Consider the following 16,722-nt stretch of genomic DNA (forward strand, 5'->3'; position numbering starts at 1 on the left):
GCTCCCCCGATGCGCCATTGAATCGAAAGCGGATTTGCTGTTCCTCAAAAAAAGCCTGGGGGCACAGGCGGGAACGGGGGCAGTATGGATAGCCTGAAGTGCCGTTTAGTACTGGCAATGCCGGTATATAACGGCGAGAATTTCGTCGAAGAAGCGATCCAGTCCATTCTCGAACAGGATTACGCCGACTTTCGGCTGATTGTTACCGACAATGCCTCCACCGACGGGACAGAGGATATCGTGCGCGCGCTGGCCAAGAGCGATGACCGCGTTAACTATGTTCGCAACCGCCAGAACCTTGGTGCATCGCGCAACTACAACCTCGGCTTCGAATTGTCCGAGGGCGAATATCTGAAATGGTGTGCGCATGACGATCTGCTGAGCAGCAATTACCTGCGCGACTGCGTGGCGGCGCTCGATGCCGATCCCGGGCTTGCCATCGCATTCGGCAGATCGATCAGTGTCGACACCAAGGGCCGGCATCTGCCGACCAGCGGCTGGGATACGCCCGATATCGACGACACCGACGCGGCTGACCGTTTTGAGCGGATCATCGGCCTGTTCGGCCGGATGTGCTTCCCGATCTTCGGCGTCATGCGCCGCTCCGCACTGGCGAAGACCGATCTGCATCCTTCCTATTACGGTTCCGACCAGGCGCTGCTGGCCGAACTGGCGCTGCGGGGCCGGTGGAAGCGGGTCGAGCAGGCGATCCTGTGGAACCGCGACCACGAACAGCGCTCGCTTGCGATCGAGGACAAGCTGGAGCGCGCGATGTGGCAGGGCGGCACCCGCAACCGGCTGGCCGCGGCAGAGCATTGGCAGCTGCTGGTCCATCTTCTGAAGATCTGCGGCCAGCACCGCGACGTCGCCGACCCCCGGGCCTTGCGCAAGGCCGTGCTCAAGCGCTCGTCGCAGCCCAAGCAGATAGGCCGCTATGTTCTGGAAATGGCCAGCCTCGTCTCGCCCGCGATGGCGCGGCGCATGCGCTCGCTGGTGACCGGCGCACCGCCGCAGCCGCAGGCAGCCGCCAGGAAGGCGGGCGAACCCGCGCGGACCGACAAGAAAATGGGAGCGGCCTGATGAAAGTGGGGATCCTTGCTGGCGGGCTGGGTTCCCGCCTTTCGGAAGAGACCGACATCCGCCCGAAGCCGATGGTCGAGATCGGCGGCATGCCGATCCTGTGGCACATCATGCAGATCTATGCCCATTACGGCCTGTCCGAATTCAGCATCGCGCTGGGATACAAGGGCGAATATATCAAGCGCTGGTTCCGCGACATGCACAACCAGTCGGGTTCGATCAATGTCGCGACCCGGTCCGGCTTGGTGGCCAGCCATACGCTGCCAAGCGTGCCGGACTGGTCGGTCGACCTTATCGAAACGGGCACGAATGCCGGTACCGGCGGCCGTATCCGCAGGCTGGCACCCTATCTGGGCGACGAGACCGCGCTGATTACCTGGGGCGACGGCGTAGCCGATATCGACATCGCCAGCCTGCTCGATTTCCACCGGTCGCATGGCAAGCTTGCCACGCTGACAGCAGTGCGGCCCCCTGCCCGCTATGGCCATCTGGAACTGTCCGGCGACAAGATCGCCAGCTTCACCGAGAAGCCCCAGATCGGCGAAGGCTGGATCAACGGCGCCTTCTTCGTGCTGGAGCCGGAAGTGATGGAATATATCACCAGCGACGAGATGATGTTCGAACAGGACCCTCTCGTCCGGCTGGCGCAGGACGGCCAGCTGATGGCCTATCGGCACGAAGGCTTCTGGCAGTGCATGGACACCATGCGCGAGAAGCAGATCCTGAACGACCTATGGAATTCGGGCGCGGCCCCGTGGAAAAACTGGAAGGACGAAAGCGATGAAGATCTTGGTCACGGGGCATCTCGGGTACATCGGATCGGTCCTCGTTCCCCTGCTGCTGCAGCGGGGGCATGAGCTGGCCGGACTGGATTCCGATCTTTTCGGCGACTGCAATTTCGGCACCGCGCCGGTAGAACTGCCGCTGCTGGGCCATGACATTCGCGACTTCGTGGCGCGCGGCAATGCAGTAGACGCGCTGCGCGGGTTCGATGCCGTCATTCACCTGGCGGGCCTGTCGAACGACCCGCTGGGCGACTACCGGCCCGAACTGACGACGTTGATCAATTGCACCGCCTCCGTCGATCTGGCGCGCAAGGCCAAGGAAGCGGGCGTGGCTCGGTTCCTGTTCGCCTCGTCCTGCTCGAATTACGGCGCATCGGGCAACGATTACATTGCAGAGGGCGCAGCCTTCAATCCGGTCACACCATACGGCCTGTCCAAGGCCGAGGTGGAGCGCATGGTCGCGCCGATGGCGGACGAGGATTTCTCGCCCACATTCCTGCGTGCCAGCACCGCCTATGGCCTGTCGCCGCGCATCCGCTTCGACCTGGTGGTCAATAATCTGTCGGCCTGGGCCTATACCACGGGCGAGGTTCATCTGAAGAGCGATGGTACCGCGTGGCGCCCGATCGTGCATGTCGCCGACATCGCCGCCGCCTATGTCGCCGCGGTCGAGGCTCCGCGCGAGGCGGTGCACAATGCCGCGTTCAATGTCGGCATGACGGACGAGAACTATCGCATCCGCGACATTGCCGAGATCGTGTACCAGATGGTGCCGGGATCGACCCTGGGCTTCGCCGCCGGGGCCGAGGCGGACAAGCGCAACTACCGCGTGAACTGCGACCTGATCCGCAAGGTGCTGCCCGCCTATCAGCCGCAGTGGACCTGCCGGAAGGGCGTCGAGCAATTGCTGGCCGCCTATGCCGATTTCGGGCTGGAGCTTTCGGAGTTCGAGGGCGAGCGCTATAATCGCATCGCGCATATGAAGCACCGGGTCGCCGCCGGAACGGCGGATGCCGATTTCCACCCCCTGGCGCAGAAGGTCGCCGCGTGAACATTGCCGCCACGCTGACAGTCGACGCCCCCACCCTGCTGACGGCCTGCCCGTCGTGCGGCGGCGGGGCGCTGGCGCAGATCTATGTGCAGGATGACGTGCCGGTCAGCTCATGCTTGCTGTTCGACGACGCCGAGGCTGCGCGCGGCGTGGAGCGCGGGGACATCCGCCTGGCGCATTGCGGGGATTGCGGCTTCATCTTCAACGCCGCGATCCGGCAGGGTGCCAGCGAATATTCCGAACGTTATGAGGAAACGCAGGGTTTCTCGCCCACTTTCTCAAGCTTTCACAAGGCCCTGGCGGACGATCTTATCGAACGTCATGACCTGCGCGGGCGCGAGGTGCTGGAGATCGGCTGCGGCAAGGGCGAATTCCTGCTGCTGCTGTCGCAGCTGGGCGGAAACCGCTGCACCGGCATCGACCCCAGCGCGCATCCGCAGCGGATCGTGGGCGTCGAAGGCGCGGAGCGGGTGACACTGGTGCCCGAATTCTTCTCGCCCGATCTGGCGCGGCAGCATTTCGACGCGATCATCTGCAAGATGACGCTGGAGCATATCGTGCCCACGCTGGATTTCCTGCGCGTGGTGCGCGCCGGCATCGTCGAGGGCAGCCGCCCGCTGGTGTTCTTCCAGATCCCCAATGCGCTGCGCATCCTGCAGGACGCGGCGTATGAGGACATCTATTACGAGCATTGCTCGTACTTCACCGCCGGATCGCTGGTGCGCCTGTTCGAAAAGGCGGACTTCGCGCCGCTGCGGGTGCTGCACCAGTATGACGATCAGTATCTGACGATCGAGGCGACCGTGGGCGATGCCCCGCCGATCGACCTGTCGGAAGACCGGGCCGAGGTCGCTCGTCTGGCGGCCAGCCTTGCCGACCGCGTTGCGGCGAAACAGGCCGATTGGGCCCAGCGGATCGCGGCAGCGGTACGGTCGGGCCGCAAGGTCGCGATCTGGGGCAGCGGGTCGAAAGCGGTGTCGTTTTTGGCTGCGCTGCCCAGCCCCGACCATATCTCGGTAGTCGTGGACATCAACCCCAACCGGCAGGGTCACGCCATGCCCGGCACCGCCCACGCCATCGTCGCTCCGGCAGCGCTGGCCGACATCCGGCCCGACCTGGTGATCGTTATGAACGCCATCTACCGCGATGAGATCGCGCGCGACCTGGCCGATCTGGGCGTAAACGCGGACATCGCCGCGCTGGAAGGCGAATAGCTCAGGCCGCTTCGGCGTCCTCAAGCTTTTCGCCCAGCTTGAGCCACTCGGCCTCGACGCCTTCCAGTTCGGCGGCGATGCGGGCCCGGTTCTCCAGAAGGTCGCCCATGGTGCGGTCGGCCCATTCGGGTGCGGCATTGGCGGGTTCGTACATCGCCCGGTCGATGGCGCTGATCTGGCCCTGCAGTTTCGCCATCGCCTTTTCAACGCGCACCAGTTCGGATTTCACGAAACGGGCCTGCGCGCGCGATTTCGATGAATTGCCCTGCGTCTTCGCGGGCGCCGCCTTCTTCTCCTTCGGCTGGTTCCGGCCCAGCACGAAATCGATGTAATCGTCCATGCTGCCCTGGTATTCGCGCGCGGTGCCGTCATCGACCAGCACAAGCCGGTCGGCGGTCAGTTCGACCATGTGCCGGTCGTGGCTGATCAGGATGACCGCGCCCGAATAATCGTTCAGCGCTTGGATCAATGCCTCGCGCGCGTCGACGTCGAGGTGGTTGGTCGGCTCGTCCAAGATCAGCAGATGCGGCGCGTCGCGGGTAATCAGCGCCAGCGCCAGCCTTGCCCGCTCGCCGCCCGACAGCGTGGCGACCTGCGCGGTCGCGCGATTGCCCGAAAAGCCGAAGCGGCCAAGCTGCGCGCGCACGGCGGCGGGGGTCTTGCCCTCCATCGCGCGGGTCATCAGTTCCAGCGGAGTGGAATCGCTGGGCAGTTCCTCCACCTGGTACTGGGTGAAATAGCCCGCCTTCATCTTGCCCGAGGCGTTCATCGCCCCTTCCTGCGGCTGAAGCTGCGAGGCGAGCAGGCGTGCAAAGGTCGTCTTGCCGTTGCCGTTGCGGCCCAGCAGCGCGATCCGGTCGTCCGCATCGATCCGCAAGCCAAGGCGGCGCAGGATCGGCTTGTCAGCCTCGTACCCCACGGCCGCACCGTCGAGCGTGATCATGGGCGAGCGCAATTCCTCGGGCGAGGGAAAGTCGAAGGTGAGCGAGGGATCTTCCATCAGCGCGGCGATGGGCTGCATCTTCGCCAGCATCTTGGCGCGCGACTGCGCCTGTTTCGCGGTGGAGGCGCGGGCCGAATTGCGCGCGACATAATCGGCAAGCCGCGCGCGCTGCGCATCCTGGCTGGCCTTGGCGGCGGCGATCTGCGCGGCCCGTTCGGCGCGCTGCTTCTCGAACGCGTCATAGCCGCCGGAATAGAGGCTGAGCTGCCCGCCCTGCAGGTGCAGGATATGATCGACCACCTTGTTCAGCAGGTCGCGTTCGTGGCTGATGACCAGCAGCGTGGCGGGATAGGCCTTGAGGAAATTCTCGAGCCACAAGGTCGCCTCGAGGTCGAGGTGGTTCGACGGTTCGTCGAGCAGCAGCACGTCAGGTTCGGAAAACAGCAGCGCGCCAAGCGCCACGCGCATCTTCCATCCGCCCGAAAAGCTGTCGAGCGGGCGCTTCTGCATCTCCTCGTCGAAGCCAAGTCCGCTGAGGATCTTGGCCGCGCGGGCGGGCGCGCTATATGCGTCGATGGCGAGCAGGCGGTCGTGGACATCGCCAAGCCGGTCCGGATCGGTGCAGGTCTCTGCCTCTTCCAGCAACTGCGCGCGTTCGGTGTCGGCGGCCAGAACCGCTTCTTCCGGAGTGGTCTGCCCGCTGGGCGCTTCCTGCGCGATATAGCCGATGCGCGCGCGATTGGGCTTGGCGATCTCGCCGTCGTCGGGCTCGATCTCGCCGATGATCGCCTTCATCAGCGTGGACTTGCCCGCGCCGTTGCGGCCGATCAGCCCGACCCGCGCACCCTGCGGGATCGAAGCGCTGGCGCGTTCAAGGATGGGCCGGCCGCCAAGCCGGACGGTAATTCCGTCGATCGTAAGCATTGCGCGCCCATAGCAGCGAGTGGCGCGCGGCCCAACGAATTATCGCATGCGCAGCATTTACGTTTTCAACTTCCCCTTCTTGACCCGCCGCGCCACTGCACGCTTCTGCGATCTTTCAAGCCACTGGTCGATCGACAATTCGCCTTCTTCCAGGTCGGCAAGAGTCGCACCGCGCTCGCCCATCGGCTTGTCGGGCCCGACCGTCGTGTCGCAGCGTACCTGGCGCTCTATCTCGGCATTCAGCAGCGCGCCCAGCAGCACGCCATAGGAGGACAGGAACAGCCACATCAGGAACACGACGATGGCCGACAGCGATCCATAGGTAGCGTTATAGTCGCTGACATAGGCGACATAGATCGAGAAGCCGAACGAGATCAGCAGCCACACCACGGTCGCGCACAGCGCGCCGGGCGCAAGCCAGCGCCAGCGGGCCGGGTTGCGGTCAGGGCCATAGCGCATCATCAACGCAAAGCCCGCGCTGCCCAGCGCGATCGCCGCGAACCAGGCCAGCACCTTGATGCCAAGTTCGGCAGCAGGGCCGAACAATTGCTCGGAATAGCGTTGCAGCCAGGCAAATACGCCGCCGCTGATCACGCCGGTCAGCGCGATGAAGATCGCTGCCAGCGTCAGGCCCAGCCCGCGCAGGGTCAGCTTGAAGAAATTGCGGTTCTCATGCTCTTCATTGATCACGTTCAGGGCCACGATGAAGCCGTTGACCGCGCGCATCGCGCCGTAAAGCGCAAAGAACAAGGCGATCGCCAGCGCGACGCCGGTCACGCCCGCGCTGGTCGTGACGGCGGCCATCATCTGCCGCTCGATCATGGTGGCGGCATCGGCGGGAAGCACTTCAACCAGGCTCATCATCTGCCGCTGCACGGTCTCGGTATCGCCGACTAGGCCATAGATCATGACCGTGGCGGCCAGCATCGGCGTGATCGCCAGAAAGGTAAAAAACGCCACACCGGCGCCAAGAAGCGACAAATTGTGGAAACCCCACATGGTATATACGCGTTTAGCGATCTGCAGCCATGCCTTGCGTGGCAGTTCGAGGGGGGAACTCGCCATTGCGCCGGGCGCATCCTTCCTCGAAACATCGGGCCTGGAACTGTCCGTGCCCGAATTCGCGGTTGCGTCGGGGTCGGCACGATCCGTATGGGTCGATGTCTTGCCGGTTTGAGGGGTTATCTTGCCTGTATCCAATGCGTCTCGCCTGAGTGACCTGGGGAATGGACCCTTTGCAGACCCAACGGCGTTCCCGGCAATTTGTGCCGGACGCATTTCCCTATCTCCCGTTCGCCGGATGATCGCAGCCAGCGCGCCTGCCCTGGGAGCGCTGGCGGTGGCGCTGTGCTGGGCGCTTCCCGCGGGGGCGCAGGACATCGCGCCGGCCGAAGCGCAGGACGTGCAGCCCGGTGACGTGCAGCCCGGTGATCTGCCGCCCGGTCAGGACGCCGGCGAAAGCGGCATCCCCGCCCCTCCCCCCGGTGTCACCCTGCCCGAGGTCGAGCCGGTCATCGCGGACGAGGAGTTCGAGGACGCGATCCCCGATCTGGACACCGGCGATCCGGCGCTGGACGAACCGCTGGAATCGATCGACGCATTCGAACGCCGCATCGCCGAGCAAACCGACACCGCCGACGCCGACCTGGAAGAGGACGCCGAACAGCAGGCCGCCCAGACCGCAGAACAGACGACCGCCGGGCAGACGACAGAGGGCCAAACGACAGAGGGGCAGGAAGCCCCGCTGGGCATACCGGCGCTTGCGGACGGCGATCCGGTGGAGGAAATCGGCGACGCCCCGATCCGCGACAGCGAGCTGGCCGCGCCCCTGCCCCCGCTGTCGACCTTCGACGTGGAACCGGTCGAGCTGGCCGAAGAGGATGCGTCGGACGAGCCGGTAGAGATCGCCTACGACATCCGGATCGACGGGCTGGAGGATGCGAACGAGGAAACCGAGACCGACATGCGGGCGATGTTCGACAGCCTTGCCACGCTGCGCGAGGACGGGCGCGAGGCGGCCAATGTGGCGCAGGTATCGGCCCGGCTGACCGAGGACAGCGCGCTGCTCGAACAGATTCTCGCTTCCGAAGGCTGGTACGAGGCGGAAGTGACGACCCGGCTCGACCGTTCGGAGGACGAGGCACTGACCGCCGTGCTCGACGTGGTGCCGGGCCAGCGCTTCACTTTCTCCGACATCACCATCGATTCCCCGCCGGTGGTTCCCCAGGACCTTCTGGCCGAGAATTTCCCGCTGCAGGTCGGCGAACCGATCGTGGCCACACGCGTCCAGGCGGCGGAGGCCGGGCTGGCCATCACCCTGCCGCAGATGGGCTATCCGTTCTACGAACTTGGCCAGCGCGACATATTGCTGGACCAGTACGAGGGCACCGGATCGTACACGCTGCCGCTCGATCCGGGGGCGCGCACGGCGTTCGGCGGGATCGAGACGACCGGCGACCTTGCCTTCGATGCCGAGCATATCGAGGCGCTGGCCCGGTTCGAGGAAGGGCAGCTTTACGACAGCGAGGACGTCGACGACCTGCGCAAGGCGCTGGTGGCGACGGGGCTGTTCAACACCGTGTCGGTCACCGCCGAGCCGACCGGCCGGTCCGCGGGCATGGTCGAGGGGCCGGACGGCGCGGTCGCTCCGGCTGAATATGCGACCATCGTCGTCGACCAGGAAGCCGGCCCGCCGCGCACGCTTGCGGGCGGCGCGGGCTATGGCACCGACCAGGGCATTCGCGTCCAGGGCAGCTGGACCCACCGCAACATGTTCCCGCCCGAGGGGGCGCTGGGGTTCAACGCGATCCTGGGCACCAACGAACAGGGCCTGGGCGCCAGCTTCCGCCGCTCCAACGCCGGGCGGCGCGACCGGACCTTTGCATTGACTGCCGACATCAACCGGTCGGACTATGACGCGTTCGAGGCGTTTACCGGCAGGCTGGGCATCAACTGGAGCTATGGTTCCACCCCGCTGTGGCAGAAGCGGCTGAGCTATGCCTATGGCGCGCAGCTGATCGGCACGGTCGAGGAATCGTGGGATCCGGAACTGCAGGACCGCGTGCAGCGCACCTATTTCATCGGCGGGCTGACCGGGCAGATCGGGCTGGACACCACCGACGATCTGCTGAACGCCACCGAAGGCTTTCGCCTGACCGCCCTGATCGAGCCCGAAGGATCGTTGCAGGACGGGTTCACGCCCTATGTCCGCTCGCGCCTCGACGGGTCGACCTATTTCTCCGCCACCGATTCCATCGTGCTGGCGGCGCGCATGGCGCTGGGATCGATCCAGGGCATCGACCGGGGCGAGCTGGCTCCGTCGCGGCGTTTCTATGCGGGCGGCGGCGGCTCGGTGCGCGGCTATGGCTATCAGGAACTGGGCCCGCGTTCGGTCGAGCCCAATCCCGATTTCGACCCCGACGATCCCGACAATGACGAGGATGAGTTCGAATATTTCCCGATCGGCGGCCGCAGCTTCAACGAGGGTTCGTTCGAAGTGCGCTATCGCTGGGACAATTTCGGCGTGGTCGGCTTCGTCGACGCGGGCCAGGTCTATGAAGAGACCGCGCCGCAATTCTCGGACCTTCGATATGGCGCGGGCATCGGCGGGCGCTATTACACCAATTTCGGCCCGCTGCGCGTCGATGTCGCCGTTCCGCTGAACCGGCGCGAGGGCGACAGCAAGTTCGGCCTGTATATCTCGATCGGGCAGGCGTTCTGATGGCGGACGAAGCAACCATGCCGCCCGAGGATACCGCCCAGCCCACCGATGGCGCGGCCGAGGACGCGCGGACCGAACACCACCGCGGGCGCACCATCCTGAAATGGATCGGCATCGTGCTGGCGGGGCTGGTCGCGCTGGTCGCGATCCTGCTGCTGCTTTTGAACACCGGCCCCGGCAAGCGCTTCATCATCGGCCAGCTTGAAGGGATGGAGTTCGAGAACGGGATGGAGATCGGCATCGGATCGATCGACGGTTCGATCTATGGCGAGATGGTGATAAACGACCTTGCGGTGCGCGATCCGCAGGGCGTGTTCCTGACCTCGCCGGAAATCACCGTCGACTGGCGTCCCTTTGCCTTCGTCAACAACCATGTCGACGTGCGCTCGCTGACCAGCCCGCTGATCACGCTGCAGCGCCTGCCCGAATTCAATGAGACCCCGCCCAGCGAGGATCCGCTGCTGCCCGACCTCGACATCGACGTGAACCGGCTGCGGATCGACCGCTTCGTCGCCGAAGCCCCCGTCGCGGGCGAGCGGCGCGTGGCCAGCATGGCGGGCGAAGTGCATATTTCCGATGGCCGCGCGCAGGTGCAGTTCGCTGCCAATACGCTGCGCGAACGCGGATCGAACGCGCCGGGCGGCGACCGGCTGGCGCTGACCCTCGACGCGGTGCCCGAGGAGAACCGGCTGGATATCGATCTGGCGCTGGACGCGCCCGGCGACGGCGTGATCGCGGCGATGGCCGGCCTGACCGAACCGCTGACCGTTCGCCTCGACGGCGAAGGCGACTGGCAAAGCTGGTCGGGCGATCTCGACGCCAACCTGGCGGGCAGCGAATTCGCCCGGCTGGACCTGACCGCACGCGACGGCACCATCAGCGTCGAGGGCCCCACCCGCGTGGCGCGCCTGTTCGACGGGCCGACCGCCGCGCTGCTGGGCCCGGTGCTGAACATCGACCTCACCGCCGCTCTGGAGGAGCGCAGCGCGCAATTGTCGGGCGGCGTCGGCAGCGATGCGTTCCGGCTGGACACCGATGGCGGGATCGACCTGTCGGACAACAGCTTCGACGATCTGGACGTGCGCTTCGTGCTGTTCCGCCCCTCGGCCCTGGCCGAGAACCTCGCGGGGCGCGGTATCAGCGCCGACCTCACGCTGGACGGCGAGTTCGCCACCCCCGCGGTCGATTACCAGATCACCGCTGCGCGCATCGCGATGAACGACATGGGGATCGAGAACCTGCGCGCCAGCGGCAACGCCAATGTGCGTTCGGACCAGATCCTAATCCCGGTGACCGCCAGTATCGGCCGCATCACCGGCGTCGACACCGTCGCGGGCGGCAGCCTTCAGGACGTGCGCCTGTCCGGCGACATCGCGATCGAGGAAGCGCGCATCCTGTCGGACAACATGACGATCACCTCGGACCGGCTGAATGCCGATCTGGTGCTGCTGGCCGATACCTCGACCGGGATCTATACCGGCGCGATCGACGGGCGGCTCGACGATTACCGGATCGAAAGCGTCGGCATATTCGACATCACCACCGACGTCGACCTGACGACCGAGGCCAATGGCGGCTTCGCGCTGGCGGGCCGCGTCGGCGTCCGCTCGACCCGGATCGAGAACGAAAGCCTGGCCGATTTCCTGGGCGGCAACGCGGTAGCGGGCGCCGACATACGCTATGGCGGCGACGGCACGCTGCGGTTCCGGAACCTCAGGCTGGAATCGCCCGGCGTGCGGATCACCGGCGGCTATGGCTCGTATTCTCCCGATGGGCGCATCGCGCTGAACGCCGATGGCGTGTCCGAAGCCTATGGCGCGATCGGTGTGCGGGTCGCGGGAACGATCAGCGATCCCGACGCGCGGATCACGGCGGAGCGACCCGGCCTTGGCATCGGCCTTGCCAATCTGGACGCGCGCGTGACCGGCGCGCCGGGAGGCTACCGTCTGGTCGCGGATGCCGATACCGATTACGGCCCGCTGACCGCCGATGTGGTGCTGGGCATGGGCGACGTCACCACGCTCGAAATCAGCGAAGCCAATCTGGGCGGCATCGCCTTTGCAGGATCGCTGCGGCAGACGCCCGCCGGTCCGTTCGCCGGGCAGCTTATCGCCGACGGGCAAGGTCTGGGCGGAGTGGTGCGATTGTCGGCGCAGGGGCAGTACCAGCAGGCGCTGGTCAATCTGCGCGCGCGCAACACCCAGCTTCCCGGCCCCGGCAATTTCGCGGTGGAATCGGCCATCGTCGATGCGCAGATCGTGCTCTACGATCAGCCGCTGGTGAAGGCGGATGCCCAGCTGGCGGGCTTTACCTATGGCACCACGCGTCTCGCGGCGGGCCGCGTCAAGGTGGATTACCGCGACGGGCGCGGCAATGCGCAGCTGCTCGCCGAAGGCGTGGCGGGCGTGCCGTTTCGCGTGGCCGCCAATGCCGATCTGCAACCCGACCTGTGGCGCATCGCCGCCAAGGGGCGCGCTCGCGGCATCGAATTCTCCACCAATGGCCCCGCACGCATCGTGCCCGGCGACGACGGCAGCTATGAACTGCTGCCAAGCCGCATCGACCTTGGCGGCGGGCAGATCCGGCTGGCGGGCAATTACGGCGACGGCATCAAGCTGCAGAGCCGGCTTGAGGATATCGACATCGCCATCGCCAATGCCTTCTCGCCCGAGCTTGGCCTTGGCGGCAAGGCAAGCGGCAGCCTGGACTTCCTGCAGACCTCGCCGGGCGCGTTCCCGCGGGCGGATGCGCGTATTCATATCGACGATTTCACACGCACCACCGCTGCCGCGGTCAGCCAGCCGGTCGACATCAATTTCGTCGGCAAGCTGCTGGCCGACGGGGGCGAGGCACGCGCGGTGCTGCGCCGCAGCGGCACGGTGATCGGGCGGATGGTCGCCTCGCTGCGGCCGTTGCCGCCGGGTTCGGGCGACTGGGTGACGCGCATGATGGCCGCGCCGCTGGGCGGGGGTTTCCGCTATAACGGGCCCGCGGGCACGCTGTTCTCCTTCGCCGGGCAGCCGGACCAGACATTGTCCGGTCCGCTTGCGGTCGCGGCCGATTTCTCGGGCCGGGTCCAGCGGCCCGAACTGCAGGGCATCGTGCGCGGCCAGAACCTGACCTATGAAAACCAGACCTATGGCACCCGGCTGACGCGCATGAACCTGCGCGGCCAGTTCACCGGCAGCCGGTTCGAGCTTGAGAACCTGGACGCACGCGCCGGGGACGGCACGGTCTCGGCGCAGGGCTTCGTCAGTCTTGCGGCGGAAAGCGGCTATCCGATGGATATCCAGGTCACCATGGACGAGGCGCAGCTGGCCGACAGCGACGCGCTGGCCGCGACCGCGACGGGCAATCTGGCGCTGACCAAGCAGGCGGGCCAGACCGCGCTGCTGTCGGGCCGGATCCGCCTGCCCGAGACGCGCTACAAGATCGTCACGCAGGCAGCGGCCGAGGTGCCCACCCTGACCGGCGTGCGCTTCAAGCCGCCGCGCGGACCGCAGCGCATCACCGGCGACGAACCCGCCGAACCGCAGCCAGGCCTGCTTGACATGGTCCGGCTGGACCTGACGGTGGTGGCGCCCGAAAGGCTGTATGTCTCGGGCATGGGGCTTGAAAGCGAGTGGAGTGCCGATCTCAACCTGACGGGCACCAGCGCATCGCCCAGCCTGGCGGGCACCATCGAGCTGATCCGCGGCACGTTGGGCTTTGCCGGCCGATCGTTCGAGCTTGAGGAAGGTCTGGTCACCTTTACCGGCGGCACCGGCATCGATCCGACGATCAACCTGCTGGCGACCGAGGATATCGAGGATGTCCTTGTCAGGGTCAGCGTCACGGGCCGCGCGATGGATCCGCAGATCGGCTTCAGCAGCACCCCCGGCCTGCCGCAGGACGAGATCGTGTCGCGCATCCTGTTCGGCAGCTCGGTCGCCAACCTGTCGGCGATCCAGGCCGTGCAGCTGGCCGCATCGCTTAATTCGCTGCGCGGATCGGGCGGCGGCGGGCTTAACCCGCTGGGGACCTTGCGATCGGCCACGGGCATCGACCGGCTGCGCGTGCTGGGCGGCGATGACGAGACCGGACGCGGCACGGCGTTGGCGGCGGGGCAATATCTGACCGACGACATCTATGTCGAGCTGATCACCGATGCGCGCGGCTTCACCGCCACCCAGATCGAGGTGGCCTTGACCCCGGCCCTCTCGGTGCTGAGCACGGCGGGCGGTTCGTCGGCGGTCGATGTGTCGGTCCAGTATCAGAAGGACTATTGATGCGCCGGATCGCCGCCCTCGCCCTGCTGATGCTGGCGGCCTGCAACAGCGAGCCCGATTTCGACGAGCGGTTCGAAAAGGCCGAGGCCGAGACGCGCCAACTCGCGACCGAGATCGACGCCGAGCTGGCCAAGGCCGAAGCCGGCAAGCCGCAACCCGATGCCACGGCCGAGCCGGAAAGCCCGGACGACCGGCGGTAGAGAACGCGGGCTGGAACAAATCGAGCATCGTGGTACTTCCACATGCAGACGGCAGCAAAACGGAGGCTCCGATCGGACAGGCTGGAATTGCGAATGCGTGGACGCCCTATTGCGGCGCCGCGCCCTTGCCGGACGAATGGCTGATGCGCTGGAATCTTGATCCGGTACTTTTGCTGTGCCTGGCGTTCGCGGTGTTCGCATCGTTCCGCATGCAATCCGAAGCGCAGCCGCGACACGCGCTGCGTTATGCGGCCGCCTGCGCCGCGTTCCTGTTCGTCAGCCCGTTCTGCGCCCTGTCCTCGGCCCTGTTCACGGCGCGGGTTGTGCATCACGTCATCCTCGCCACCTTGCTTGCGCCCTTGCTGACCGCCGCCTTCCCCGCGTTATTCCGCCGGGTACCGCTGTCGCTGTCGGTCTGGACCGCCGTGCAGGCGCTGGTATTCTGGGCATGGCATGCGCCGCCGCTTTATGCCGCGGCGCTGTCGAGCGATGCGGTGTTCTGGCTGATGCAGGCCAGCATCACCGCTTCTGCCGCGATCTGGTGGGACAAGCTGCGCCAGGTGCCGACCGCGGCCGCCGTCGCGGCGCTGCTGGCGGCGATGGTGCTGATGGGCGTGCTGGGCGCGCTGATCACCTTCGCGGGCCGCGCGCTCTATGCGCCGCACTGGCTGACCACCCAGCCATGGGATTTGTCGCCGCTGCAGGACCAGCAGATCGCGGGCATCATCATGTGGGCGCCCGCCTCGGCAATCTATCTGCTGGCCGCCATGGTGCTGCTGTATCGCTGGATCGGCAGCGATGAAGAACCGCAGGCGACGCGCGCATGATCGAGCCGCTGCGAAAATGGGCGGACCGCTATCGGTCGCGCGGCAAATACACGCCGGTCGGCACCAGCTTTCACTGGATCATGGCCGCGATGGTCGTCGTCCAGCTGGTCTCGGGCTGGACGATGCAGCGCGAACTGGTCGGAGAGGACAAGATTGCCGCCTATGGGTTCCACAGCCAGCTGGGTCTTGCGATCCTGCTGCTGGGTGCGCTGCGGCTGCTATGGCGACTGATGGTGCCGGGGCCGATCAACGATGCCGACGCGCCGGGCGTCGCGTCCACGGTGGCCCATATCATCCATTTCATCTTCTATGGGCTGTTCGTGCTGCTGCCGCTGTCGGGATGGGCGCTATGGTCTGCGCTGCAGCCGTCGCAGCCGCTGTATCTGGCCGGTCTGGTGCCCGTGCCCCTGATGCCGTTCCAGGATTTCTCCCCCGAATTGTCGGAATGGGCGATGCGGACCGCGCTGAACGTCCATGTCTTTTGCGTCGTGGTGCTAAGCCTGCTGGTGCCCGCCCATGCGTTGGCGGCGATCAAGCACCATTTCTGGGATCGGGACGACGTTCTGGAAGGCATGCTTCCGGAAGTCCCGGATACGGAGTGGCATCCCGGAGGGCCGCGCTATAGCCCGCCAGCCCCTGCACCTCCGCATCGGTCAACAGGCGGCTGATGGCCAGCATCTGCGGATCGCCGTAACGCTTGCCCTCGCGCCAGTGCTTCAGCTGCAGCGCCAGATAGGGCGCGGGCTGTTTCGCGAGCGGAGGATTGCCCATGTTCCCCTGCCCCTGCGGCCCGTGGCAGGACGCACAGGACGGAAGCCCGCGGTCCGCGTCCCCTTCATGATAAAGCCGGGCGGTTTCCTGCGTGCAGCCCATATCGCCGATGGGATCGGCGCCCGGCACTTCGTCCGGAACAGGTAGCGCCATGTAATATTCGCCTAGCCTGACGCGTTCGGACCACTCGATCTGATCGGCTATCCAGACCATCTTGGGGTGGCGGCGCAGCCCGCTGGAAAAATAATCGAGCTGGCGCACGACATAGCCTGAATTCAACCCTGCCAGCCTTGGCGCGTCGCCGCCATTGCCTTCGCCCTGCAGTCCGTGGCAATTGATGCAGGCACCGGTCGCGCCCGCATCGCCGCCGCTCAGCGCCAGGAGGCGGCCGCTTTGTTCCAGCTCGTCCCCGCCCGTCTCCGCCTCCATGCAGGACGGAAGGGCCGCAAGCGACAACAGGGCGATAATGCTGCGAGAGAAATATGACATCCCCCGTGGGAACATTCCTGACTGCCAACCGGTTCCCCAACCGATGAAGGGGGATTCAAGTCTGACCACCGGCCCGGCCTTGCGCGCGATCCTGCCTGCGCTTCTCCTGCTGGTGCTGGGTGCCTGCAAGCAGCCGCCGGACGAGGTCGTGACCACGCAATCCTCTGCGGAAGAGCGCGGACGGGTGGCGATCAAGCAGGTCGGCTGCGGCGCCTGCCACGAAATTCGCGGCATCGACTGGCCGCGCGGACGGGCCGGTCCCTCTCTCATCGGATTCGACGACAAGACACCGATCGCGGGCGAGCTGGCCAATACGCCTGCCGCGCTTGCCGCCTTCATTCGCAACGCTCCGGCCGTGGTGCCGGGATCCACCATGCCGCCGATGCCGGTGACAGAACGCGAGGCACGCGATATCGCTGCCTATCTCTATTCGCGGCAGGATGATTGAG

General features: G+C 66.1%; 12 protein-coding genes and 1 pseudogene. 10 read left to right on the top strand and 3 right to left on the bottom strand.

Annotated features, from left to right (window positions below; translation table 11 throughout):
* The first annotated feature begins 84 nt into the window (after window positions 1–84).
* Genes A9D14_RS06925 through A9D14_RS06940 form a run of 4 tightly spaced genes read left to right on the top strand, consistent with a single transcriptional unit; the run spans window position 85 to window position 4,130 of the window.
* Window positions 85–1,080 carry a glycosyltransferase family 2 protein gene (locus A9D14_RS06925; protein ID WP_083987742.1) on the top strand — a complete coding sequence of 332 codons (996 nt, stop codon included), beginning with the start codon at window positions 85–87 and terminating at the stop codon, window positions 1,078–1,080.
* Window positions 1,080–1,937 carry a glucose-1-phosphate cytidylyltransferase gene (rfbF, locus tag A9D14_RS06930; protein ID WP_066844463.1) on the top strand — a complete coding sequence of 286 codons (858 nt, stop codon included), beginning with the start codon at window positions 1,080–1,082 and terminating at the stop codon, window positions 1,935–1,937. The genes A9D14_RS06925 and rfbF overlap by 1 nt, the downstream gene beginning before the upstream one ends.
* On the top strand, window positions 1,861–2,916 hold the full coding sequence (locus A9D14_RS06935) for an NAD-dependent epimerase/dehydratase family protein (RefSeq protein WP_066844466.1): 1,056 nt from the start codon (window positions 1,861–1,863) through the stop codon (window positions 2,914–2,916). The genes rfbF and A9D14_RS06935 overlap by 77 nt, the downstream gene beginning before the upstream one ends.
* Window positions 2,913–4,130 (top strand): class I SAM-dependent methyltransferase, encoded by a 1,218-nt coding sequence (locus A9D14_RS06940; RefSeq protein WP_083987744.1) that lies wholly within the window; start codon window positions 2,913–2,915, stop codon window positions 4,128–4,130. Before A9D14_RS06935 ends, A9D14_RS06940 begins: the two co-directional genes overlap by 4 nt.
* 1 nt (window position 4,131) lies before the next feature.
* Here A9D14_RS06940 and A9D14_RS06945 read toward each other — a convergent pair whose 3' ends face one another.
* Both A9D14_RS06945 and A9D14_RS06950 read right to left on the bottom strand, forming a co-directional pair.
* Complete coding sequence (locus A9D14_RS06945; RefSeq protein ID WP_066844469.1) at window positions 4,132–5,997, bottom strand: ABC-F family ATP-binding cassette domain-containing protein; 1,866 nt, start codon at window positions 5,995–5,997, stop codon at window positions 4,132–4,134.
* 57 nt (window positions 5,998–6,054) lie between these two features.
* Window positions 6,055–7,062, bottom strand: coding sequence for a YihY/virulence factor BrkB family protein (locus tag A9D14_RS06950; protein WP_083988005.1), 1,008 nt, complete (start codon window positions 7,060–7,062; stop codon window positions 6,055–6,057).
* A 235-nt stretch (window positions 7,063–7,297) separates the two neighbouring features.
* On the opposite strand from A9D14_RS06950, the gene A9D14_RS06955 reads away from it, so the two are divergent.
* The 5 genes from A9D14_RS06955 (at window position 7,298) to A9D14_RS06975 (ending at window position 15,681) form a co-directional block, all read left to right on the top strand.
* Window positions 7,298–9,718: a BamA/TamA family outer membrane protein gene (locus A9D14_RS06955; RefSeq protein WP_066844470.1), complete on the top strand. Its 2,421-nt coding sequence runs from the start codon at window positions 7,298–7,300 to the stop codon at window positions 9,716–9,718.
* Window positions 9,718–13,986: a translocation/assembly module TamB domain-containing protein gene (locus tag A9D14_RS06960; protein ID WP_066844474.1), complete on the top strand. Its 4,269-nt coding sequence runs from the start codon at window positions 9,718–9,720 to the stop codon at window positions 13,984–13,986. Before A9D14_RS06955 ends, A9D14_RS06960 begins: the two co-directional genes overlap by 1 nt.
* Window positions 13,986–14,186, top strand: coding sequence for a hypothetical protein (locus tag A9D14_RS06965; RefSeq protein ID WP_066844477.1), 201 nt, complete (start codon window positions 13,986–13,988; stop codon window positions 14,184–14,186). The genes A9D14_RS06960 and A9D14_RS06965 overlap by 1 nt, the downstream gene beginning before the upstream one ends.
* 143 nt (window positions 14,187–14,329) lie before the next feature.
* Window positions 14,330–15,013 carry a cytochrome c oxidase assembly protein gene (locus A9D14_RS06970; protein ID WP_066848509.1) on the top strand — a complete coding sequence of 228 codons (684 nt, stop codon included), beginning with the start codon at window positions 14,330–14,332 and terminating at the stop codon, window positions 15,011–15,013.
* Entirely contained in the window at window positions 15,010–15,681 is a 672-nt protein-coding gene (locus A9D14_RS06975) for a cytochrome b (protein ID WP_066844480.1), read from the top strand. Before A9D14_RS06970 ends, A9D14_RS06975 begins: the two co-directional genes overlap by 4 nt.
* Window positions 15,682–15,694: 13 nt before the next feature.
* Here the strand turns inward: A9D14_RS06975 and A9D14_RS20360 are convergent.
* Window positions 15,695–16,288, bottom strand: a pseudogene (locus tag A9D14_RS20360) (c-type cytochrome); the annotation flags it as partial.
* 28 nt (window positions 16,289–16,316) lie between these two features.
* On the opposite strand from A9D14_RS20360, the gene A9D14_RS06985 reads away from it, so the two are divergent.
* A complete protein-coding gene (locus A9D14_RS06985; RefSeq protein WP_066844483.1) occupies window positions 16,317–16,721 on the top strand; it encodes a c-type cytochrome in 405 nt (134 codons plus the stop codon).
* Window position 16,722 lies beyond the last annotated feature (1 nt).

Origin of the sequence: Croceicoccus marinus (assembly GCF_001661675.2) — a bacterium.
Classification (GTDB): Bacteria; Pseudomonadota; Alphaproteobacteria; order Sphingomonadales; family Sphingomonadaceae; genus Croceicoccus; species Croceicoccus marinus.